Origin of the sequence: Streptomyces sp. NBC_00086 (assembly GCF_026343255.1) — a bacterium.
Classification (GTDB): domain Bacteria; phylum Actinomycetota; class Actinomycetes; order Streptomycetales; family Streptomycetaceae; genus Streptomyces.
In genome coordinates, this window is the sequence record NZ_JAPELZ010000001.1 from 3208920 (window position 1) to 3230440 (window position 21521).

General features: G+C 72.4%; 21 protein-coding genes. 6 read left to right on the top strand and 15 right to left on the bottom strand.

Annotation, left to right across the window (positions count from 1 at the left end):
• Positions 1-89 precede the first annotated feature (89 nt).
• The gene (locus tag OG276_RS14070) at positions 90-1319 is read left to right on the top strand and encodes an LCP family protein (protein WP_266905403.1); all 1230 of its coding nucleotides are present in this window, start codon (positions 90-92) and stop codon (positions 1317-1319) included.
• Positions 1307-2722 (top strand): FtsW/RodA/SpoVE family cell cycle protein, encoded by a 1416-nt coding sequence (locus OG276_RS14075; protein WP_266905405.1) that lies wholly within the window; start codon positions 1307-1309, stop codon positions 2720-2722. The genes OG276_RS14070 and OG276_RS14075 overlap by 13 nt, the downstream gene beginning before the upstream one ends.
• A 10-nt stretch (positions 2723-2732) precedes the next feature.
• On the opposite strand, the gene OG276_RS14080 is transcribed toward OG276_RS14075, so the two are convergent.
• Positions 2733-3617, bottom strand: a complete 885-nt coding sequence (locus OG276_RS14080) for a polysaccharide deacetylase family protein (RefSeq protein ID WP_266905407.1) — start codon at positions 3615-3617, stop codon at positions 2733-2735.
• Positions 3614-4492: a polysaccharide deacetylase family protein gene (locus OG276_RS14085; protein WP_266905409.1), complete on the bottom strand. Its 879-nt coding sequence runs from the start codon at positions 4490-4492 to the stop codon at positions 3614-3616. The genes OG276_RS14080 and OG276_RS14085 overlap by 4 nt, the downstream gene beginning before the upstream one ends.
• Before the next feature lie 169 nt (positions 4493-4661).
• On the opposite strand from OG276_RS14085, the gene OG276_RS14090 reads away from it, so the two are divergent.
• Complete coding sequence (locus OG276_RS14090) at positions 4662-5858, top strand: methyltransferase domain-containing protein (protein WP_323182335.1); 1197 nt, start codon at positions 4662-4664, stop codon at positions 5856-5858.
• Positions 5859-6092: 234 nt separating this feature from the next.
• Here the strand turns inward: OG276_RS14090 and OG276_RS14095 are convergent, their stop codons facing one another.
• Genes OG276_RS14095 through tsaB form a run of 4 tightly spaced genes read right to left on the bottom strand, consistent with a single transcriptional unit; the run spans position 6093 to position 8764 of the window.
• A complete protein-coding gene (locus OG276_RS14095; RefSeq protein ID WP_266905413.1) occupies positions 6093-6374 on the bottom strand; it encodes a hypothetical protein in 282 nt (93 codons plus the stop codon).
• A complete protein-coding gene (gene tsaD / locus OG276_RS14100; protein WP_266905415.1) occupies positions 6371-7528 on the bottom strand; it encodes a tRNA (adenosine(37)-N6)-threonylcarbamoyltransferase complex transferase subunit TsaD in 1158 nt (385 codons plus the stop codon). The genes OG276_RS14095 and tsaD overlap by 4 nt, the downstream gene beginning before the upstream one ends.
• Positions 7521-8072, bottom strand: a complete 552-nt coding sequence (gene rimI / locus OG276_RS14105) for a ribosomal protein S18-alanine N-acetyltransferase (protein WP_266912802.1) — start codon at positions 8070-8072, stop codon at positions 7521-7523. Before rimI ends, tsaD begins: the two co-directional genes overlap by 8 nt.
• 29 nt (positions 8073-8101) lie before the next feature.
• Entirely contained in the window at positions 8102-8764 is a 663-nt protein-coding gene (gene tsaB, locus OG276_RS14110; RefSeq protein WP_266905417.1) for a tRNA (adenosine(37)-N6)-threonylcarbamoyltransferase complex dimerization subunit type 1 TsaB, read from the bottom strand.
• A gap of 146 nt (positions 8765-8910) precedes the next feature.
• Here tsaB and OG276_RS14115 point away from each other — a divergent pair, with 146 nt between their 5' ends.
• Positions 8911-9468: a hypothetical protein gene (locus tag OG276_RS14115; protein ID WP_266905419.1), complete on the top strand. Its 558-nt coding sequence runs from the start codon at positions 8911-8913 to the stop codon at positions 9466-9468.
• Positions 9469-9600: 132 nt separating this feature from the next.
• On the opposite strand, the gene OG276_RS14120 is transcribed toward OG276_RS14115, so the two are convergent.
• From OG276_RS14120 to OG276_RS14155, 8 genes are all read right to left on the bottom strand, one after another.
• Positions 9601-9807 (bottom strand): hypothetical protein, encoded by a 207-nt coding sequence (locus tag OG276_RS14120; protein ID WP_266905421.1) that lies wholly within the window; start codon positions 9805-9807, stop codon positions 9601-9603.
• 172 nt (positions 9808-9979) lie between these two features.
• Positions 9980-10501 carry a tRNA (adenosine(37)-N6)-threonylcarbamoyltransferase complex ATPase subunit type 1 TsaE gene (gene tsaE / locus OG276_RS14125; protein ID WP_266905423.1) on the bottom strand — a complete coding sequence of 174 codons (522 nt, stop codon included), beginning with the start codon at positions 10499-10501 and terminating at the stop codon, positions 9980-9982.
• A complete protein-coding gene (locus OG276_RS14130; RefSeq protein WP_266905425.1) occupies positions 10485-11630 on the bottom strand; it encodes an alpha/beta fold hydrolase in 1146 nt (381 codons plus the stop codon). The genes tsaE and OG276_RS14130 overlap by 17 nt, the downstream gene beginning before the upstream one ends.
• A 14-nt stretch (positions 11631-11644) precedes the next feature.
• On the bottom strand, positions 11645-12781 hold the full coding sequence (gene alr / locus OG276_RS14135) for an alanine racemase (protein ID WP_266905427.1): 1137 nt from the start codon (positions 12779-12781) through the stop codon (positions 11645-11647).
• Positions 12782-13003: 222 nt separating this feature from the next.
• The gene (locus tag OG276_RS14140) at positions 13004-14425 is read right to left on the bottom strand and encodes an NAD(P)H-hydrate dehydratase (RefSeq protein WP_266905429.1); all 1422 of its coding nucleotides are present in this window, start codon (positions 14423-14425) and stop codon (positions 13004-13006) included.
• Between the two features lie 26 nt (positions 14426-14451).
• Entirely contained in the window at positions 14452-14820 is a 369-nt protein-coding gene (locus OG276_RS14145) for a holo-ACP synthase (RefSeq protein WP_266905431.1), read from the bottom strand.
• Between the two features lie 78 nt (positions 14821-14898).
• Positions 14899-16749, bottom strand: a complete 1851-nt coding sequence (gene glmS / locus OG276_RS14150) for a glutamine--fructose-6-phosphate transaminase (isomerizing) (RefSeq protein ID WP_266905433.1) — start codon at positions 16747-16749, stop codon at positions 14899-14901.
• Positions 16750-16858: 109 nt separating this feature from the next.
• A complete protein-coding gene (locus tag OG276_RS14155; RefSeq protein ID WP_266905435.1) occupies positions 16859-17617 on the bottom strand; it encodes a hypothetical protein in 759 nt (252 codons plus the stop codon).
• A 284-nt stretch (positions 17618-17901) separates the two neighbouring features.
• Between OG276_RS14155 and coaA the strand changes: the two genes are divergently transcribed.
• Positions 17902-18999 carry a type I pantothenate kinase gene (coaA, locus tag OG276_RS14160; protein ID WP_266905437.1) on the top strand — a complete coding sequence of 366 codons (1098 nt, stop codon included), beginning with the start codon at positions 17902-17904 and terminating at the stop codon, positions 18997-18999.
• Between the two features lie 43 nt (positions 19000-19042).
• Positions 19043-19993, top strand: a complete 951-nt coding sequence (locus OG276_RS14165) for a DUF389 domain-containing protein (RefSeq protein ID WP_266905439.1) — start codon at positions 19043-19045, stop codon at positions 19991-19993.
• 81 nt (positions 19994-20074) lie between these two features.
• Here OG276_RS14165 and glmM read toward each other — a convergent pair whose 3' ends face one another.
• On the bottom strand, positions 20075-21433 hold the full coding sequence (glmM, locus tag OG276_RS14170; RefSeq protein WP_266905441.1) for a phosphoglucosamine mutase: 1359 nt from the start codon (positions 21431-21433) through the stop codon (positions 20075-20077).
• Positions 21434-21521: the final 88 nt, after the last annotated feature.

A 21521-nucleotide genomic window follows, 5' to 3' on the forward strand; every position in this document is an offset into this window, starting at 1 on the left:
AGAACCCTCAGGTTTCCTTCAGCACCGCTCCCCCAGCATCGGGATGCATGAGCGCCCACCGCAGGAAGACCCGGGAACACAAGCCACCGATGCCCGCGTCCCGCCGCCGCAGGCTCACGCGCGCGCTGCTGGCGTCCGGCTGCGCCCTGGTGGTGCTCGCGGGGGCGACCGCCTGGTACCTGTACGACGACCTCGCCTCCAGCATCGCCAGCTCCAAGGCCCTGGAGGGCGCCGAGAAGTCGAAGTACGGCGATGTGAACATCCTGCTGATGGGCCTGGACAGCCGCCGGGACCAGAACGGCGAGGACCTTCCCCCGGCGGTCCTCGACAAGCTGCACGCGGGCGCGAGCTCCGACGTCGGCGGCTACAACACCAACACCCTGATCCTGTTGCACGTCCCCGGCGACGGGGGCCGGGCGAAGGCCTTCTCGGTGCCGCGCGACGACTTCGTCGAGCTGCACGGCGTGCCGGGCTTCACCGGCAAGGCCAAGATCAAGGAGGCCTACGGGCGGGCGAAGGCCAAGGTGGAGGAGCAGCTCGCGGCCAAGGGGGTCAAGGACCCTCGGCAGCTGGAGCGCGAGGGGCGCGAGGCGGGCCGCAAGGCGGAGCTGGAGACGGTGCGCACTTTCCTGGGCGTGCCGATCGACCACTTCGCCGAGCTGAACCTGGCCGGCTTCTATCACCTCGCGGACGCGCTGGACGGCGTACCGGTGTGCCTGAAGAAGCCGGTGAAGGACAGGTACTCGGGGGCCGACTTCCCGGCGGGACGCCAGACGCTCGACGGGCAGCAGTCGCTGGCCTTCGTACGGCAGCGGCACGGCCTGACCATGGGCGACCTGGACCGGACGAAGCGGCAGCAGGCGTTCCTGGCGGGGGCCACGTACAAGCTGAACCAGGCCGGGACCTTCACCGATCCGCTGAAGCTGATGAAGCTGATCGACTCGGCGAAGCAGGACGTCGTCACCGACGAGGGGTGGGACCTGCTGTCGTTCGTGAAGCAGGCGAAGAACCTGTCCGGGGGCAACGTGGAGTTTGTGACCCTTCCCATCGAGGACTTCGGCAGGAACCACGGCGCCGAGATAAACGTCGTAGATGATATGAAGATAAAGCGGTTCATAGCCGAGCGGATCGGGCCCGGGGCCACTGCGAGCCCGAGCGCGCCTGGCGCCGCTCCCTCCTCACCGGGCACACCGCCCGCCCCGCAGGGCTCCGCCCCGGGCTCCCCCCGCAGTTCCGCGCCGGCCCCCGCGCCCGCACCGTCCCGGAGCGGCAGCGAAACCTCCGCCATCGACGGCGGCGGCGTCCCGTGCGTGGACTGAAACCCCTGACCACAGCGGGCGCGCGCCGCCGCACGGAAGCACTGCTGCTCGTCCTCGTCCTCGCCGTGACCATTTCCGGCCACATCAGCGCGGGCCTCGCGATGAACGACGAGCTGCCGCCCGGTCTCACCGGCTTCGTGGTCAGCATGACGCTGCTCGCGCTGGTGGGTCACCTGGCCGTGCGCCGGTTCGCGGCGTACGCGGATCCGCTGATCTTCCCGCTGGCCCTGCTGCTGACCGGGCTGGGGCTGGTGCTGCTGCACCGCCTCGACCAGGGCTACCTCGACCGGTACAACTCTCCGGCGAACGCTCCGGGCCAGTTGATGTGGACGGTGGTCGGCGTCGCGGCCTGCATCGCGGTGCTGGCGCTCCTGCGCGACCACCGGCTGCTGCAGCGGTTCATCTACATCACGATGGTCGCGGCACTGGTGGCGCTGATCGCGCCGGCGTTCTTCGGCGCGGACAAGTACGGGGCGAAGCGCTGGATCTTCATCGGCGGGCTCTCGCTCCAGCCCGGCGAGTTCGTGAAGATCATGATCGCGGTCTTCTTCGCGGGCTACCTGGTGATCCACCGCGATGCGCTCGCCCTGTCGGGCCGCAAGTTCCTGGGCATGCGGCTGCCGCCGATGCGCCAGCTCGGCCCCCTCATCACGGTGTGGATCGTCTCGCTGCTCGTGCTGGTCTTCGAGCGCGACCTCGGCACCTCGCTGCTCTTCTTCGGCGTTTTCGTGGTCATGCTCTACGTGGCCACGGAGCGCACGAGCTGGATCGTCGTTGGCCTGGTGCTCGCCTCGGCGGGCGCCTTCGTGGTGGGCACGACGGAACCGCACGTCAAGGCCCGTGTGGCCGCCTGGCTGAACCCGCTGTCGTACTACTGGAAGGACCGGCCGCCGGGCGTCATCTCGGACCAGTCGGCGCAGGCCCTGTTCAGCTTCGGCACGGGCGGCGTCTCCGGCACGGGCCTCGGCATGGGCCATCCCGAACTGATCGGGTTCGCCGGCCGCAGCGACTTCATCCTGACGACGGTGGGCGAGGAGCTCGGCCTGGCCGGGATCATGGCCGTCCTGATCCTGTACGCGCTCCTCGTGCAGCGCGGGCTGCGGATGGCGCTGGGCGCGCGCGACCCGTTCGGCAAGCTGCTGGCGGTGGGCCTCTCGTCGGCCCTCGCGCTCCAGGTCTTCATCGTGGCGGGCGGGGTCACGGGGCTGATCCCGCTGACGGGCAAGGCCCTGCCCTTCCTTGCCGCGGGCGGCTCGTCCCTCCTGGCCAACTGGATCATGATCGCCCTGTTGCTGCGCATCTCCGACAGCACGGAAAGACAGCGCGAGGCGGACGCCCGGGGCCCGGCGGAAACGACGATCACCCCGCAGGTCGAGCCCGCAACCCAGCCCGCCCCGTCTTAGGGCACACGCCCTAGAGGTAGTCCTCCAGCCGGCCGATCCGGTAGCCCTGCTCCTGTATCCGCCGGAGCATCCGGGTCGTCATCTCGGTCTCCGTCGTGCCCTTCAGCTCGGAGGGGCCGCGGAAGTGGGCCAGGATGATGTCACCCGGTTTGAGGGCGGAGCCCTCGGCGTACTGGAAATTGTTGATCTGCATCGACACGCGCCACAGCAGAAGCTGGGATATCCCGCACTCGTGCGCGGCCCTGAGGGTGTCGTCGTTGTGGTTGCCGTACGGCGGGCGGAAGAGCGTCGGCCGCTTGCCGAAGCGCGTCTCCAGGCGGTCCTGCTGCCCGCATATCTCCCTCTTCTGCGCCTCGAAGGACAGGGTCCGCAGATTCGGGTGCGTCAGGGTGTGGTTGTTTATCGTGCTGTCGGAGCCGTTGTCGCGGAGCTTTTCGAAGTGGCCGTAGTCCGACGAGGCGATGTTGTCCGTCAGGAACATGCTGATCGGCAGTTTCAGATCCGCGGCCATCTTGAGGAACTCGGGGTTCTTCTCGGCGCCGTCGTCGAAGGTCAGGAAGACGACCTTGTCGTCCGCCGGGACGGGTATTCGGTCGACGACCTGGACCCGGCCCGCCTTGGCCGGCGCGATCCGGGGTTTGACGGCCGGCTTGGGCGCGTACTGGAGGGGGCCGCTGAGGCCCCACTTCTTGTACGCCTCGTCCGCCGCGGCCGCCGATCCCTTGGCCTGCGCGGAGGGGGAGGCCGCCCCCGAGGGCGACGGAGTCGCCCTGGCCTCCGTGGTCTTGCGCCCCAGTCTCTCGATGGGGTCCACGCTGTCCCCGCACCCCGTCAGGGACAGCGCGAGCGCGCCGGCCGTCAGCGTCCCGGCTACGAACCGGCGCGCGTGCTTCACAAGTAATCCTCCAGGCGAGCCACGGCGTACCCCTTGTCCGTGACGGTCTTCATGACGTGACGGATCATGTCAGTCATGCTTCCCTTCCAGTCTTCCTTGCCCCGGAAGTGCGTGAGGATGATGTCTCCGGGGTGCAGGTCCTTGTCCCACTCCCGCCAGTCCATCCGGTTGGGGAAGGCCTCCTCGTTCCACAGCGGAACGGCCTTGATCCCGCAGGACTTGGCCGCGCGCAGCGTGTCCTCGTTGTAGTTCCCGTACGGCGGCCGGAAGAGCGTCGGCCGCTTGCCGAACGTCTTCTCGATCGTGTCCTGCTGACCGCAGATCTCCTGGCGCTGCTTCTCGTACGAGAGCGCCGGCATGTAGCGGTGGTTGAGCGTGTGGTTGTTCAGCGAGACGCCCGCCGCCTGCATCTCCTTGAAGTACGGGTAGTTGTCCCGGACCAGGTAGTCGCTCAGGAAGGCGGTGTACGGGAGCTTCAGTTCCTGCATCATCTTCAGGAACTCGGGGTCCTTCTCGGCCCCGTCGTCGATCGTCAGGAAGACGACCTTCTCCTCCGTGGGGACGGTGGTGAAGACCGGGGGCAGCTCGTCCTGTCCCTCGACCTCGAAGCCGTCGCGGGTGCTGATCTCCGGCTTCTCCTTGGGCGCTTGCGGAGCGACGAGCGGCGGCTTGAGCAGCCCCCACTTCTTCGCGGCCACGATCCTCGCCTGTTGGAGGGCCTTCAGCTTCTCGGCGTAGGTGCCGAGCGCGCCGGCCGCTCCGGCCTGTTCGCCCGCGGCGCCCGCGGCGGCCTTCGCCTTGGCGGCCTTGTCCGGCGCCTCGGACCCGCCGGCTCCGCAACCCGTGCCGAGTGCGGCGAGGAGCAGTGCGGCCATCGCGGCCGCACCCAACCGGCCGCGCGCGACTGCCGCGACCCGGTGACCATGCTGCGTCTTATGTTCCGTTTGTCGGACTAGCTGCATAGTTGGGCATCTTTACACCAGCCATGCACGCACCCCGTCCGACACCGCGAGGAGAATCCGACCTTCCTCCGAGTGGCCCACCGTGGCCGACAATGGACCCGTGACCCCCGAAGACTTCGCCGCGCTCCTCGCCCCCGAGGGCCACGCCCTCCTCGACTCGCTCCGCGACTACGACCCCGCCCAGGAGCTCGCCGTCGCCACCCGGCTGCGCCGCGAACACCCCGCCGCACTGGTCTCCGCCGCCCTCGGGCAGGCCCGGCTGCGGCAGCGCGCGGTGGCGAAGTTCGGGGCCGAGGACGCCCACCGGATGTACTTCACCCCCGGCGGCGGGGAGATGGCCACCCGCGCCTCGGTGGCCTCCTACCGCGCCGAGCGGCTCGCCGCCCTCGGCGTACGGAGCCTCGCGGACCTCTGCTGCGGCATCGGCGGGGACGCCCTGGCCCTGGCCCGGCTCGGCATCCGCGTCCTGGCGGTGGACCACGATCCGCTGACCGTCGCCGTCGCGCGCGCGAACGCCGAGGCACTGGGGCTGGCGGACCTGATCGAGGTCCGGGAGGCCGATGTGACGGAGGTCGACACCGCGGGCTACGACGCCGTCTTCATCGACCCGGCCCGCCGGGGCGGGCGGGGCCGCATCTTCGACCCCGAGTCCTACTCGCCTCCGCTGTCCTGGGCGATCGCCACCGCCCGCGCCGCGAAGATCGCCGCCATCAAGATCGCCCCGGGGATCCCGCACGAGGCGGTGCCCGCCGAGGCGCAGGCCGAATGGATCTCCGACCAGGGGGACGTGAAGGAGGCCGTGCTGTGGTTCGGGACGGCCCCGGGCGAGATCCGCGCCACCCTGCTGCCCGGTCCGCGCGCGCTGGCGACCGCCGATCCGCTTCCCGATCCCGAGGCCGGTCCGGTCGGCCGCTACCTCTACGAGCCCGACGGGGCCGTGATCCGGGCCCACCTCGTCGCCGAGGTCGCCGAGCAGCTGGGCGGGCGGCTGATCGACCCGACGATCGCGTACATCACCGCCGACGAGCTGCACGAGACCCCGTACGCGACCTCGTACGAGATCACCGACGTGCTGCCGTTCGGGCTGAAGAAGCTCAAGGCGCTGATGCGCGAGCGCGGGGTCGGCATCCTCACGGTGAAGAAGCGCGGTTCCGCGATCGAGCCCGAGGAACTGCGCAAGAAGGTGAAGCCGCAGGGGCCGAACTCCGCCACGGTGTTCCTGACCCGGGTCGCCGGGGCCCCCTCGATGCTGATCGGCTCACCGACCGCCCGCCCCTGACGGCAGGCTCCGGCCCTCTCCCCCGAAGGCCCCCAGCGCCCACCGATGGCGCGCGCCCGCCTTGCCGAGTCCCAGCAAGGCTGCGCCGCCCGAGCTCCCCCAGGAAACGGGCGCGGTCGGCCCGTACGGCGTGCTCGTCGAACCAGGCGCGCAGGTGCGGCGGCAGGTCGCGGCGAGGCATGCGCATGACCAGATCCGCACGCCACGGGCCCGGACGGGCCTCCCGGAGGAGGCTCAGCTTCCGCCGGCCTCCCCCACCTCCACCGATTCGAAGCGCCAGCGATGGACCGCCCGCGTGATCAAATCAGCTGCGGGCTCCGGCAGTTCGGGCAGGTCCGCGCCGATCCCCTCGGGGGTCTCCCACCAGGTGATGACGAGCACCCGGTCCTGTGGGGCGCTGAACACCTCGCGCCGCACCGGGTCTTGGGCCAGGATCTGCGAACGGGCCCATTCCAGCAGCTCGTTGGCCCGGCCGGGCACCGACCGGGCCTCCCACATCAGCGCGATGGTGCTCACGAGTACAGGTTGTCCTTGCTCAGCTCGTGCACGTGGTCGTGGTCGTGCGCATGGCCGTGACCGTGACCGTGCCCTTCGCCGTGGCCGTCCCCGTCGGAATGGCCGTGGGAATGGCCGGGAACGTGCGGGTCGGTCACCGGAAGCGAAGAGTCCGCCGACAGGTCCCAGTCCGAGGCGGCCCTGTTCCGCTTGACCATCTCCGCGCCCAGCGCCGCCACCATCGCGCCGTTGTCCGTGCACAGCCCCGGCCGCGGCACCCGCAGGATGATCCCCGCGTCGTCGCACCGCTCCTGGGCCAGCGAGCGCAGCCGGGAGTTGGCCGCGACGCCGCCGCCGATCATCAGGTGGTCGACGCCCTCGTCCTTGCACGCGCGGATCGCCTTGCGCGTCAGTACGTCCACCACGGCTTCCTGGAAGGAGGCCGCCACATCGCGCACCGGCACCTCCTCGCCCGCCTTGCGCTTCGCCTCGATCCAGCGGGCGACCGAGGTCTTGAGCCCGGAGAAGGAGAAGTCGTACGGGGCGTCGCGCGGCCCCGTCAGCCCGCGCGGGAAGGCGATCGCCTTCGGGTCCCCCTCGCGTGCGAGCCGGTCGATGACCGGACCGCCGGGGAAGCCCAGCTGCAGGACGCGCGCGATCTTGTCGAAGGCCTCGCCCGCCGCGTCGTCGATGGTCGCGCCGAGCGGCCGTACGTCGGAGGTGATGTCGGGGGCCAGCAGCAGCGAGGAGTGCCCGCCGGAGACCAGCAGCGCCATCGTCGGCTCGGGCAGCGGCCCGTGCTCCAGCTGGTCGACGCAGATGTGCGAGGCCAGGTGGTTCACCCCGTACAGCGGCTTGCCCAGCGCGTACGCGTAGGCCTTCGCGGCGGAGACGCCCACCAGCAGCGCCCCGGCGAGGCCGGGGCCGGCGGTGACGGCGATGCCGTCGAGGTCGCGGGCGCTGACCCCGGCCTCCTTCAGGGCGCGCTCGATGGTGGGGACCATCGCCTCCAGGTGCGCGCGGGAGGCCACCTCGGGCACGACCCCGCCGAAGCGGGCGTGCTCGTCGACGCTCGACGCGATGGCGTCCGCGAGCAGCGTGGTGCCGCGGACGACGCCGACGCCGGTCTCGTCGCAGGAGGTCTCGATGCCGAGGACGAGCGGTTCGTCAGCCATGGGTCGTCTCACCTTGCAGGGGTACGGGATATGCGGGGTCGGGATCTACGGTGTCGGCCGGATCTACGGTGTCGGCCGGATCTGCCGGGTCGGCCTGGTCTGCGGGGTCAAAGACGCGGCGCATCACGAGGGCGTCCACGTTGCCGGGCTGGTAGTAGCCGCGCCGGAAGCCGATCGGCTCGAAGCCGAAGCGGGCGTAGAGCTTCTGGGCCCGGACGTTGTCGACCCGCACCTCCAGCAGCACCTCGGCGCACTCGAAGGCGGTGGCGGCGCGCAGCAGCTCGGTCAGCAGCCGGGCGCCGAGCCCGGTGCCCCACTGGTCGCGGGCCGCGGCGATGGTCTGTACGTCGGCCAGGTCCCCGGCGGCGGCCAGCCCGGCGTAGCCGACCAGCCGGCCCGCCTCCTCCGCCACGACGTAGCGGCGCGTGGCGCCGGGGCCGCGGGCGTGGGCCAGCTCGGACCAGAACATCCCGGCGGACCAGGCGTCCTCGGGGAACAGCTCGTGCTCCAGCTCCAGCACGGGCCCGATGTCCCACCAGCGCATCTCGCGCAGGACGACGGCTGAGGTGGCTGTCACTGCGGGGTGACCACCTTGTAGTTCTTGGGCACCTCGGCGTCGGGCCGGCGCAGGTAGAGCGGGGTCGGGGGCAGGAAGGCCTCCCCCGCCGCCAGCTTTTCCGCGGCCAGCGCGGCCAGCGCGGCCGCGCTCTGGTGCTCGGGGGCCCGCGCGTCGGTGAAGACCTCCGGGTACAGCTGCGCGCCCTGTCCGACGGCGGGCAGTCCGGCGACGCGCTCGGCGATGTCGGCCGGCCGGTCCACCGCGGGCTCGCCGGCCCGGGTGCGGGGGTCCTCGTAGCGCGCCCAGTAGACCTCCTTGCGCCGGGCGTCGGTGGCCACGACGAAGGGGCCCTCGATCCCGGCCGCGCCGGCCGCGTGGGCCAGGCCGTCGAGGGTGCACAGCCCGTGGACGGGCACGCCGAGGACGGAGGCGAAGGTGGACGCGGTCACGAGGCCGACGCGCAGCCCCGTGTAGGGGCCGGGGCCGACGCCGACGACGATGCCGGTGACGGCTTCGAGCGTGACCCCCGCCTCGGCGAGGACCTTGTCGACGGAGGGCAGCAGGAGCTCCCCGTGGCGGCGGGCATCGACCTGGTTCGACTCGGCGAGGACGGACTCGCCGTCGTGCAGGGCGACGGTGACGGCGGGCGTGGCGGTATCTACAGCGAGCAAGAGCACGCGAACAGCCTACGACTCCGGGGCCCCCGGCCCTTGCGGCCGGTCTGCGGGCACCCCTGCTGCTACCTTCGGACCAGGTGTCGGGGTGTGATCGTCCGCCTGACATCCGACTGGCATCGACTGACCATGCGGAGAGGTGGAGCAAGGTGGCACGCAGCAGCTCGGGAATCGTGGCCGGGCTCACCGTCACGGCGCTCGCCGTCGTCGGTTTCCTCGGCTACCAGGCCTCCGCCTCCGCTCCCGCGCTCCCGCCGAAGGCCGCCGCGCAGAGCCCGGTTCCCGCTCCGAGCGACTCCGGTCCCGCCAAGACGGACCCGGCGAAGCCGGTGGCCCTCCCGGCCGGCTCCGGCACCGGGGTGCGCGTCGTGTACTCGCTGAGCGCCAAGCGCGTGTGGCTGGTGGGAGCCACCGGAGAGCCGAAGTCCTTCGCGGTGGTGCCGAGCACGGTGCACCCGGCGCCCGGCAATTACACCGTGGGCGGCCGTACGGGCGCGGTGACCGGCTCGGACGGGGTGCCGATCGAGCACGTCGTCCGGTTCGCGAGCCCCCGCGGGATCACGGTCGGCTTCAGCGCCCGCGTGGACAACACCCTGCCGGCGCCCGATCCGGCCAAGAAGACCGGCGGTGTCCGCATGCTGCGCGCGGACGGGGACGCGATGTGGGCGTTCGCGACGATCGGCTCGAAGGTCATCGTCGTTCCCTGACCCGGCCCGACCCTGACTGCCCCGGACTGACCCGGACCGACTCCAGCCGACCGCGCGGCCCGACCGGCCGGCCCGGTGGCGACACGCCAAGTTCACTCGTACGGGGACTGCGCCGTCAGGCGCTCCCCCGTTTCAGGCCGCTTCGGACTCCGGGGCGGCCTCTTCGCCGTCCTCCGCGTCCTCCGCTCCCTCCACCCCGTCCCGTACGGGATCGGGGTCCGGGGCGTGCTCGCGCGCGGGCGGTGTCGACACGGCGCTGGCGGCGGCGCCCGCGGCGAGCAGTGCCCCCATGGATACGGCGGACGGGCGGGGGACGCGCGCTGCTCCTGTTGCCGACATGGCTGCCTCCTGGCCGGGGCCAGCCCGTACTTAGGTACGCCTAACCAGCCCTCCGTACCATGTGACCACGCGCGCCGCCGCCCGCGCAACATTTTCCCGACGACTTGTCGGAACGTTTCTCACCGCGCCCTGGCCGCGAAGGCCCCGCACGGGCGCCGCGAACGCGTGGGGCCTACTCCGACAGGACCCCCGCGAGGCTCTCCAGACCCGCCCCGGCCGACCAGCGGGTGCCGATCCCGCGGACCGTCACCTCGCGCACGTCGTCAAGGACCTCCTCGTGGCCGACCGCCCGGCTGATCAGCACGTGCAGCCGGTCGTCGGACAGCTCCTCGACCTTGCCGTCGCCCCACTCCACGACGACGACGGACTCGGGCAGCGAGACGTCGAGGTCCAGGTCCTCCATCTCGTCCAGCCCGCCGCCCAGCCGGTACGCGTCCACGTGCACCAGCGCCGGACCGCCGGTCAGCGAGGGGTGGACCCGGGCGATCACGAAGGTCGGCGAGGTCACGGCCCCGCGCACGCCCAGGCCCTCGCCGAGGCCGCGGGTCAGGGTGGTCTTCCCGGCGCCGAGCTCCCCGGTCAGCAGGACGAGGTCGCCGGGGCGCAGCAGCCCGGCGATCCGGCGCCCGAGGTCCTGCATGGCGTCGGGCGAGCCGACCGTGACGTGCGTTTCCGTGTCAGGTACTTCTTCCATGCCGGCCAACGTTAGCCGCTGCGGGCACCGTCCCGGTGCGCACGAGGAGCTCGGTGAGCAGCCGGGTCACGGTGTCCGGGTGCTCCAGCATCATCAGGTGCCCGGCGGTCTCCAGGACGACCAGCTCGGCGGAGGGCAGCGCTTCCTTGATGGCCAGGCTGTGGTCGGGCGGGGTGACCATGTCGCGGTCCCCGGCGATGACGGTGACGGGGACGTCCGCGAACCGCTGGAGGGCGGCCGTCTTGTCGTGCGCCTGGAAGGCCGGGTAGAACTCGGCGACCACGTCGATGGGCGTGGCCTCGATGAGCCGCTCGGCGAAGCGGGCGACGCCCGGATCGACGTCGCGCGAGGCGAAGGAGTACATCTTGACCATCCCGGCGAACAGGTCGGCGGTGGCCCGGCGGCCCTTCTCCACCAGTTCCACCTGGGAGCCGAGCGCCTTGAGCACCCCGGGCAGCAGGCGCCGTACGGTGCTGAAGCCCAGGGAGGGCAGCCCGTACGTGACCTCGCCCAGCCGGCCGCTGGAGGTGCCGACCAGGGCCACACCGGCCACCCGGTCCCGGACGAGGCCGGGGAACTCCTGGGCCAGTCCCATGATGGTCATCCCGCCCATCGAGTGACCGACCAGGATCAGCGGACCCTCGGGGGCGGCCGCGTCGATGACGGCCTTCAGGTCGCGGCCGAGCTGTTCGAAGGTGACCGGCTCGCCGTCGGCCTGGGCCAGGCCGCGCGCGCTGCGGCCGTGGCTGCGCTGGTCCCAGTACACGGCGCGGACCACGCCGCGCAGGGCCGCGCGCTGGAAGTGCCAGGAGTCCTGGGCGAGGCAGTAGCCGTGGCAGAACACCACGGTCGGCCGGACCGGGGCCTTGCGGCGCAGCCGGCGCCGCTTGCCCTCCTCGGGCAGCTCGTCGACCTCGTAGTAGAGCGCCGTGCCGTCCTCGGCCCGCGCGGTGCCGGGGGCTCCGCGCAGGGATCCGTAGTCCCCGGTCGCATCGAGGGCGAGGCGCGCCTTCATGCGCATGCCCCGGCCGACGGTGATCCGTTCGACCGCGACCCCGGCCGCCGCTCCGGCGGCTATCACGCCGATGGCGGCGCCGGCCCAGCCCGCCTTGCGCCAGTTCTCGCTCACGCCGCCGTCCTCACTCAGCCGCCCACGTACACGCGGGGGACCCGGGCCCCGATGCGGGTGACGATCTCATAGGCGATGGTGTGCGCCGCTTGAGCCCAGTCCTCGGCGGTGGGTTCACCGCGTTCCGCGTCCCCGAAGATGACGGCCTCGTCGCCGGCGCGTGCGTGGCCCCCCTCCAGGTCGACCACGAACTGGTCCATGGCCACGCGCCCGGCGACGGTCCGGATGCGGCCGCCGACGAGCACCGGGCCGCGCCCGGACGCCTGCCGCGGGACGCCGTCGGCGTAGCCCGCGGGGATCAGCGCGAGGCTGGTCTCCTGCTCGGTGACGTAGTGGTGGCCGTAGCTGACGCCGTGCCCGGCGGGCACGGTCTTGACCAGCGCGACGGTGGCCTTGAGGGCCATCGCGGGCCGCAGGCCGAGCTGGGCGGGGGTGCCGAGCTCGGGCGCGGGCGAGACCCCGTAGAGGGCCAGGCCGCAGCGGACCAGGTCGAAGTGGGACTCGGGGAGGGTGAGCGTGGCCGGCGAGTTGGCGATGTGCCGGACCTCGGGCTCGACGCCCTCCTTCTCCGCGTACGCGAGCATGTCGCGGAAGGCGGTCAGCTGGAGCTGGATGGAGGGGTGCCCGGGCTCGTCGGCGCAGGCGAAGTGCGACCAGACGCCGGTGACGCGGACGGTCCCCTCGGACTGGGCGGCGACGGCCGCGGTCACCAGGGCCTCCCAGTCGGCGGGCTGGCAGCCGTTGCGGCCCAGGCCGGTGTCGGCCTTCAGCTGGATCCTGGCCGTCAGCCCGGTGGCGCGGGCGGCCTCCCGTACCTCGTCGAGGGCCCACAGCGCGCTGACGGACACGTCGATACCGGCCTCGACGGCCTCCCGCCAGGGCCCGCCGGGGGTCCACAGCCAGCACAGGACGGGCCCTTCGAGCCCGGCGGCGCGCAGCGCGAGGGCCTCCTCGGGCGTGGCGGTCCCGAGCCAGCTCGCACCGGCCTCCTGGGCGGCCCTGGCGCAGGCCACCGCCCCGTGCCCGTAGGCGTCCGCCTTCACGACGGCCATCAGGGCGGAGCGGGGCGCCCGCTCGCGCAGGGCCCGTGCGTTCGCCCGGACGGCGTCAAGATCGATCTCGGCGTACACGCGCGCGGCTGTCTCGTTCATCCCCCACAGTCTCTCAGAGCCCCACCCGACGAACCGAACAGGCGGGGCCCGCCGCCCGCACGGCCCGCCCGCCGGCCAGGCCCAGCCCCGCCGTCGTTCGAGGCGATCCTTCACGCCCACCGCCCGCACAGGCGGGCCGACCCCGGCCAAGCCCAGCCCCGCCGGCGTTCGAGGCGCGGGGGTCCGGGGGCGGCGCCCCCCGGCCGCGGCGCCGCACACCCCCTAGCGGCGAGCGACCTCGCGCCAGGCCCGCGGCAGGGCTTCGGCCACCTGGTGGGCCAGCAGGGGGCCACCCGTGAGGCGGGCGGCCAGGCCGTGCAGGTACGCGGCCGCCGACCCGGCGTCCACGGCCGGCAGGCCGGCCGCCAGCAGGGACCCGGCCAGCCCGGACAGCACGTCCCCGCTCCCGGCGGTGGCCAGCCACGGGGTCCCGGTCGGGTTCACCCGGACGGGGCCGGGCCCGGCCGGGGCGATCAGGGTCGTCGACCCCTTCAGCAGCGCCACCGCCCCGTACCGCTCCGCGAGCCCCCGCACGGCCTCCAGCCGCCCCGCCTCGACCGTCTCCCGGGAGACCCCCAGCAGCGCCGCCGCCTCCCCCGCGTGCGGGGTCAGCAGGGTCGGGGCCGCCCGGGCCCGCAGCTGACCGGGGTCCAGCCCGCGCAGCCCGTCCGCGTCCACCAGCACCGGTACCGGCTGCGCCAGAGCCTCCCGCACCTCGGGGCCGCCCTCGTCGCCCAGCCCGGGCCCGACCACCCAGGCCTGGACCCGGCCGGGCCCGATCAGCGTCTCCGGGTAGCGGGCCAGCACGGCTTCGGCCACCGCGGGCGGCCCCACGTAGCGCACCGCGCCCGCGCCGCCGCGCAGCGCCCCGGCCACCGCGAGCACCGCCGCGCCCGGGTAGCGCGCGGACCCGGCGACGATGCCGACCACGCCGCGCCGGTACTTGTCGCTCGACGCCGTCGGCTCCGGCAGCAGCCCCGCCACGTCGGCGTGCTGCAGGGCCTCCATTCCGGGGGGCCCGAAGGAGGGCCCGAAGGAGGACCCGAGGGCCAACCCGATGTCCACCCGGTGCAGCGCCCCCGCCCGCGAGGCCCCCGGGTCGATCAGCAGCCCCGGCTTGTACGCCCCGAAGGTCACCGTCACGTCCGCCGACACGGCCGCGCCCGCCACCTCCCCGGTGTCCGCGTCCACCCCGCTCGGCAGGTCCACCGCGACCACCACCGCCCCCGCCGGGATCCGCTCCACCAGCGCGGCCGCGGCCGGCCGCAGCGCTCCCCGGCCGCCGATGCCGACCAGCCCGTCGAGCACCAGGTCGGCCCGCTCGGGCACGGCCCCGTCGAGGCGCCCGCCGGCGGCCCGCAGCGCCGCCAGTCCGCCCGCGTGCACCCGGGCCGGGTCCATCGCGACGGCCGTCACCCCGGCCCCGCGCCGGGCCAGCTTCGCGCCCGCGTAGAGGGTGTCTCCGCCGTTGTCCCCCGGGCCGACCAGCAGCACCACGCGGGCCCCGTACACGCGGGGCAGCAACCGCACGCAGACGGCGGCCAGTCCGGCCGCCGCCCGCCGCATCAGGGTGCCTTCGGGCAGCCGGGCCATCAGCTCGCGCTCGGCGGCCCGTACGGTCTCCACGCTGTAAGCAGTACGCATGCCAACAGCCTGCCCGAAGAAGGCGCCTACCCCTCGGCGATCACCACGGCGGAGGCGACGCCCGCGTCGTGGCTGAGGGAGATGTGCCAGGACTGCACGCCCAGGGCCAGCGCCCGCGCCTCCACCGTGCCCGACACCCGCAGGCGCGGCTGCCCGGTCTCCTCCACGTACACCTCGGCGTCGGTCCACAGCAGCCCGCCGGGCGCACCGAGCGCCTTGGCGAGCGCCTCCTTGGCGGCGAACCGGGCGGCGAGCGAGGCGGTTCCGCGCCGCTCGCCGCTCGGCAGGGTCAGCTCGGAGTCGAGGAACAGCCGCCCCGCCAGGCTCGGCGTGCGCTCCAGCGCCGCACCGAACCGCTCGATCTCCGCCACGTCGATTCCGACGCCGATAATCACAACAACAGCTCCAACTGGGCCACTACTCCACGGTCACCACGGTGCTCAATTGTCGGCGACCCGCTCCGTTCGCCGCGCTCACTCCACGGTCACCGACTTGGCGAGGTTACGCGGCTGGTCCACCTCGTTGCCGCGCGCCGTCGCCAGCTCGCACGCGAACACCTGCAGCGGCACGGTGGCCACGAGCGGCTGGAGCAGCGTCGGGGTGGCCGGGATGCGGATCAGGTGGTCGGCGTACGGGACCACCGCCTCGTCCCCCTCCTCGGCGATCACGATGGTCCGCGCCCCGCGCGCCCGGATCTCCTGGATGTTGGACACGATCTTGTCGTGCAGCACCGAGCGCCCGCGCGGCGACGGTACGACGACCACGACCGGCAGGTCCTTCTCGATGAGCGCGATCGGCCCGTGCTTGAGCTCGCCCGCCGCGAAGCCCTCGGCGTGCATGTACGCCAGCTCCTTGAGCTTGAGCGCACCCTCCAGCGCCACCGGGTAGCCGACGTGCCGCCCCAGGAACAGCACGGTGTTCTTGTCCGCGAGCGACCGGGCCAGTTCCCGTACCGGTTCCATGGTCTCCAGTACGGTGTCCACCGCCGCGGCGATGTCCGACAGCTCCCGGATCACCGACCGGATCTCGTCGCCCCACTTCGTGCCCCGGACCTGCCCGAGGTAGAGGGCGACCAGGTAGCAGGCCACGAGCTGCGTCAGGAACGCCTTGGTCGAGGCGACGGCCACCTCGGGTCCGGCGTGCGTGTACAGCACGGCGTCCGACTCGCGCGGGATCGTCGAGCCGTTCGTATTGCAGATGGCCAGCACCTTGGCGCCCTGCTCGCGCGCGTGGCGCAGCGCCATCAGGGTGTCCATCGTCTCGCCGGACTGCGAGATGGCGATCACCAGCGTCCGCTGGTCCAGGATCGGGTCGCGGTAGCGGAACTCGCTGGCCAGCTCCGTCTCGCACGGGATGCGCGTCCAGTGCTCGATGGCCAGCTTCGCGATCATGCCCGCGTGGTACGCCGTACCGCACGCCACGATCACGACCTTGTCGACCTCGCGCAGCACCGAGTCGGGGATGCGCACCTCGTCGAGGGTCAGCAGGCCGTTCGCGTCGATCCGGCCCAGGAGGGTGTCGGCGACCGCCTTCGGCTGCTCGGCGATCTCCTTGAGCATGAAGTAGTCGTAGCCCCCCTTCTCGGCCGCGGAGGCGTCCCAGTCCACGTGGTACGCCCGCACGTCCGCGGCCGTACCGTCGAAGTTGGTCACCGTGACCCCGTCGCGGCGCAGCTCCACGACCTGGTCCTGGCCCAGCTCGATCGCGGAGCGGGTGTGCGCGATGAAGGCGGCCACGTCCGAGGCGAGGAAGTTCTCGCCCTCTCCGACGCCGACCACGAGGGGCGAGTTCCGGCGTGCGCCGACCACCACGTCCGGCGCGTCGGCGTGCACGGCGACCAGGGTGAAGGCGCCGTCGAGGAGCCGGCAGACCTGCCGCATCGCCTCCGCCAGGTCCCCGCCCGCGCCCTCGAACCGCTCGGCCAGCAGGTGCGCCACGACCTCGGTGTCGGTCTCGGACTCCAGCCGGTGCCCGCGCTCGGCGAGCTCGGCCCGCAGCGCGGCGAAGTTCTCGATGATCCCGTTGTGCACGACCGCCACGCGCCCCGAGTTGTCGAGGTGCGGGTGGGCGTTGACGTCGGTGGGACCCCCATGGGTGGCCCACCGGGTGTGTCCGAGTCCCGTGGAACCGGCCGGCAGCGGGTGCCCGACCAGCTCCTTCTCCAGATTGACCAGCTTGCCGGCCTTCTTGACGGCGGCGAGTTCCCCGTCGGCGAGCACGGCGACACCCGCCGAGTCGTAGCCGCGGTACTCCAGCCGCTTGAGTCCGGCAATGACCACATCGAGCGCCGACTGCGCTCCCACGTAACCCACGATTCCGCACATAAGCCGCAGGGTACGCCGTAGTTGGCTCCGCGCCCGGTACCTGAACCGGACGAAAAAACCGCCCCGGCGAATGCGCCGGGGCGGGATGGACTCAGCGATGGACGAACCGTCAGCCGAGCTTCTTCAGCTGCGCCGCGACGACGGTGACCGGCTGGTCGGCGGTGCCGGTGAAGCTGACGCCGTTGAAGACGGCGAGGGTGTTGCCCTTGCGCACGACCACGAGCTCCGTCTTGAGCTGCTCGCCGTCCGCCGCCATCTCGATGGTGTAGGCGACGGACTCGTCCCCACCGGTGACGGGAGCGCCGGGGCCGACCTTGCTGATCTTGACGGTCTCGCCGTCCTGGGTGCCCGTGTAGCCGGCGGCGCAGGCCGAACCTCCCGACTTGATCTTGCCGAAGGCCTCCTGCGCGCCCTTGCCCTCGTACGAGTGCAGGCTGACGGCGGTGGCGGTCTCGCCGAAGGCGTCCAGGCCGGCCTTCAGCTTCTCCTCGGCGGTCGCGTTCGCGGCCGCCTCCTTGCCCTTGGCCGCGGCGACGACCCGCGCGTTGCCGGTGGCGGCGCCGGGCCCGGTCAGGGACTGCGCCTGGAACAGCGGAAGGCACTCGGGCTTGTCGGTGGTGCTGCCGACCGTCTTCTTGACGTCCTCGTCCGACATGGCCTCGATGACGTGGGTGGTCAGGTCCGTCTGGGCCAGCACCAGCCCGGCCAGCTCGGCGTCCGTCTTCCCCTTGACGACCGGGGCCGCCGACGCCGCCGCGGCGGACGGCTTCGCGTCCGCCTTGCCCTCGCCGCCGCACGCGGTGGCGAGCAGGGCCAGCGACACGGCCGCGGCGGACAGGACGGTACGACGGACGAATGCGGTGCGCATGATGGCGGTTCCCCCCACGGGAAAGGTCTACGGAAAAGGGCAGCACGCCGCGCCACCCCGGACCGGGGCGGCGTCATGAGCTGCGGTGAACCACACCGTACGGGACCGGATGACCCGCGTCCGCGTGAATGTGCGCGCACCGCGCATCGTGATGCCGTCGAGACCGCAGGTGCCTGAAATCGATACCGCTCCCCGTACAACCCACCCACCCCGGACCATAAGACCCGGGCCCACGTGACCGACCACACCACCCACGACGGCCCGCCACCCCCGACAATGGCCGTGTGATCTCTTCGCCGCCACGAAGCACGCCGGACCGCGCAACGGAGCGCCCCGACGGATCGGAGCCCCCTACGCAGGCCCAGCAGGCCCCGCAGACCGAGCCCCGGCACCCCGAGCACGCGGCGCACCCCACGCGCCGCCGGGGCCACGAGGCCTCCCCCTACGTCGACCTCACCCGTGCCGAGTGGAGCGCCCTGCGCGAGCGCACCCCGCTCCCGCTGACGGCCGACGAGGTCGAGCGGCTGCGCGGACTGGGCGATGTCATCGACCTCGACGAGGTCCGTGACGTCTACCTGCCGCTCTCCCGCCTGCTGAACCTGTACGTCGGCGCCACCAGCAACCTGCGCGGCACCCTCAACACCTTCCTCGGCGACGCCGGCAACGGCCACGGCGCCCAGCAGGGCACGCCCTTCGTCATAGGGGTCGCCGGCTCGGTCGCCGTGGGCAAGTCCACCGTGGCCCGTCTCCTCCAGGCGCTGCTGGCCCGCTGGCCGGAGCACCCGCGCGTGGAGCTGGTCACCACCGACGGCTTCCTGTACCCGATGAAGGAGCTGGAGCGGCGCGGGCTGACCGCCCGCAAGGGCTTCCCGGAGTCCTACGACCGCCGGGCGCTCACCCGCTTCGTCGCCGACATCAAGGCGGGCAAGGACGAGGTCAAGGCCCCCGTCTACTCCCACCTGATCTACGACATCGTCCCCGGCGAGGAGCTCGTCGTACGCCGTCCCGACATCCTGATCGTCGAGGGGCTCAACGTCCTGCAGCCCGCCATGCCCGGCAAGGACGGCCGCACCCGGGTCGGCCTCGCCGACTACTTCGACTTCAGCGTGTACGTGGACGCCCGCCCCGAGGACATCGAGCGCTGGTACCTCAACCGGTTCCGCAAGCTGCGCGAGACGGCGTTCCAGAACCCCTTCTCCTACTTCCGCAAGTACACCCAGGTCTCCGAGGAGGAGGCGCTGGAGTACGCGCAGACGATGTGGCGGACCATCAACAAGCCCAACCTGCTGGAGAACGTGGCCCCGACCCGCGGCCGCGCCACCCTCGTCGTCCGCAAGGGACCGGACCACAAGGTGCAGAAGCTGAGTCTGCGCAAGCTCTGAGCGCCACCCGAAACCAGGGACCGCCGGAAGCTAGGGTGCGGCCATGCTGCATCTACGGATGATCATTCCGTCGGACCGGACCGATGACGTGGTCAGGATCGTCGAGGGGACGGTCGGCACCACCCATCTGGCCGTGCTGCCCGGCGCCGCCCGCATCCCGCCGGGCGACATCGTGCTGTGCGACGTCGCGCGGGAGGCGGGCGACGAGCTCCTGAACGAGCTCCGGGAGCTCGGCATCGACAAGGACGGGTCGATCGCGGTCGAGAACATCGACCTGTCCCTCTCGGACCGCGCCGACCGCGCCGAGGAGGAGGCCCCGGGCGAGGCCGCCGACGCCGTCCTGTGGGAGCAGTTGAGCGAGGCGACCCACGAGGAGTCCACCCTCACCATCACCTACAGCGCCTTCATGATCGTCGCCACGATGATCGCGGCCTGCGGTGTGGTCCTCGACAACGCCATCCTCATCGTGGGCGCGATGGCGGTCGGCCCGGAGTTCGGACCGCTCGCCGGTGTCTGCACCGCCTTGGTGCAGCGCGCCCCCAAACTGGCCGCCCGCTCGCTGACGGCCCTGCTGGTGGGCTTCGCCACCGCGATGGTCGCGACCACCGTCTTCACCCTGGCCATGGACGCGCTCGGCCTGTTCCACCACGACATGCTGGACAAGCCCCGCCCCAACACCAGCTTCATCTGGCAGCCGGACCTGTTCTCGTTCGTCGTGGCGCTGCTCGCCGGCGTGGCCGGGGTGCTCTCCCTGACCTCGGCGAAGTCCGGCGCGCTGGTCGGCGTCGCGATCTCGGTGACCACGGTCCCGGCGGCCGCCAACGCGGCCGTGGCCCTCGGCTACGGCGAGTTCGGCCAGATGTGGGGCTCGATGGAGCAGCTGCTGCTGAACCTCTTCGGCATCATGCTGGCCGGCGTCCTGACCCTGCTCGGCCAAAAACTCCTGTGGCGCACCCAGCGGGGCCACTGGAGGCGCACGGCGCCCAAGGCCTGAGCCCCGCAACCGCTCATGACAGCGGCCCCGCGCTACGAAGCTTCGTAGCGCGGGGCCGCTGTCATGACGCAAGGGCGGGCTCTAGCCGAGCGCCGACTTCACGACGTCCGCGAGGCGCCCCGCGACCGAGCGGGCCTGCTCGATGTCGGCGGCCTCCACCATCACCCGCACGAGGGGCTCCGTGCCCGACGGACGCAGCAGTACGCGCCCGGTCGTGCCCAGCTCCCGCTCGGCCTCGGCGACGGCCGCGGCCAGCTCGCCCGAGGTGGTGACCCGGGACTTGTCCACGTCGGGGACGTTGACCAGGACCTGCGGCAGCCGCCGCATGACCCCGGTCAGCTCGGCCATCGTCTTGCCGGTGGCCGCGATCCGGGCCGCGAGCATCAGGCCGGTCAGGGTGCCGTCGCCGGTGGTGGCGTGGTCGAGGATGATCACGTGGCCGGACTGCTCGCCGCCCAGCGCGTACCCGTGCTCCCGCATCGACTCCAGGACGTACCGGTCGCCGACGCCGGTCTGCACGACGTTGATGCCCTCGGACTCCATGGCCAGCTTGAAGCCCAGGTTCGACATCACGGTGGCGACGACGGTGTCCTCGCGCAGGTGCCCGGCCTCGCGCATCGCCAGCGCCAGCACCGCGAGGATCTGGTCCCCGTCGACCTCCTCGCCGTTCGCGTCCACGGCGAGGCAGCGGTCGGCGTCCCCGTCGTGCGCGATGCCGAGGTCGGCGCCGTGCTCGACGACGGCCTGCTTCAGCAGACCGAGGTGGGTGGAACCGCAGCCGTCGTTGATGTTCAGGCCGTCGGGCTCGGCACCGATGGTGACGATCTCCGCGCCGGCCCGCGTGAAGGCCTCCGGCGAGACGTAGGCGGCCGCGCCGTGCGCCTCGTCCAGGACCACCTTGAGGCCGTCGAGACGGTTCGGCAGCACACCCATGAGGTGGGCGACGTACTTGTCGAAGCCCTCGGTGTAGTCGGAGACGCGGCCGACGCCGCCGCCCGTCGGGCGGTCCCAGGGAGCACCCGTGCGGTGGTCCTCGTAGACCGCCTCGATCCGGTCCTCCAGCTCGTCGGCGAGCTTGTGACCGCCGCGCGCGAAGAACTTGATGCCGTTGTCGGGCATGGCGTTGTGGCTGGCCGAGAGCATGACGCCGAGGTCGGCGCCCAGCGCACCGGTGAGATACGCCACCGCCGGGGTGGGCAGCACACCGACGCGCAGGACGTCCACGCCCGCGCTCGCGAGGCCCGCGACGACTGCGGCCTCCAGGAACTCGCCCGAGGCCCGGGGGTCCCGGCCGACCACCGCGGTGGCCCTGTGGCCGGCGAAGGTGCCCGCCTCGGCCAGTACGTGCGCGGCCGCCACGGAGAGGCCGAGCGCGAGCTCGGCCGTCAGATCCGCGTTGGCAACGCCTCGTACACCGTCCGTCCCGAAGAGTCGTCCCACTGTTGTCCTCCCGAGTTCACACTTCGCTATGAGCAGTTGTGCCAATTATTTGCCGCTTTTGGCGGTAAACGAACCGCCCCGGCAGCAC

Bases quoted from the DNA above. Each gene is read 5' to 3' on its own strand.
- OG276_RS14070 (WP_266905403.1), top strand. From the start codon at position 90: ATGCCCGCGTCCCGCCGCCGCAGGCTCACGCGCGCGCTGCTGGCGTCC.
- OG276_RS14085 (WP_266905409.1), bottom strand. From the start codon at position 4,492: ATGGCCGCACTGCTCCTCGCCGCACTCGGCACGGGTTGCGGAGCCGGC.
- tsaD (WP_266905415.1), bottom strand. From the start codon at position 7,528: ATGGCTGACGAACCGCTCGTCCTCGGCATCGAGACCTCCTGCGACGAG.
- rimI (WP_266912802.1), bottom strand. From the start codon at position 8,072: ATGCGCTGGTGGGACATCGGGCCCGTGCTGGAGCTGGAGCACGAGCTG.
- OG276_RS14120 (WP_266905421.1), bottom strand. From the start codon at position 9,807: ATGTCGGCAACAGGAGCAGCGCGCGTCCCCCGCCCGTCCGCCGTATCC.
- tsaE (WP_266905423.1), bottom strand. From the start codon at position 10,501: ATGGAAGAAGTACCTGACACGGAAACGCACGTCACGGTCGGCTCGCCC.
- alr (WP_266905427.1), bottom strand. From the start codon at position 12,781: ATGAACGAGACAGCCGCGCGCGTGTACGCCGAGATCGATCTTGACGCC.
- OG276_RS14140 (WP_266905429.1), bottom strand. From the start codon at position 14,425: ATGCGTACTGCTTACAGCGTGGAGACCGTACGGGCCGCCGAGCGCGAG.
- glmS (WP_266905433.1), bottom strand. From the start codon at position 16,749: ATGTGCGGAATCGTGGGTTACGTGGGAGCGCAGTCGGCGCTCGATGTG.
- OG276_RS14155 (WP_266905435.1), bottom strand. From the start codon at position 17,617: ATGCGCACCGCATTCGTCCGTCGTACCGTCCTGTCCGCCGCGGCCGTG.
- OG276_RS14165 (WP_266905439.1), top strand. From the start codon at position 19,043: ATGCTGCATCTACGGATGATCATTCCGTCGGACCGGACCGATGACGTG.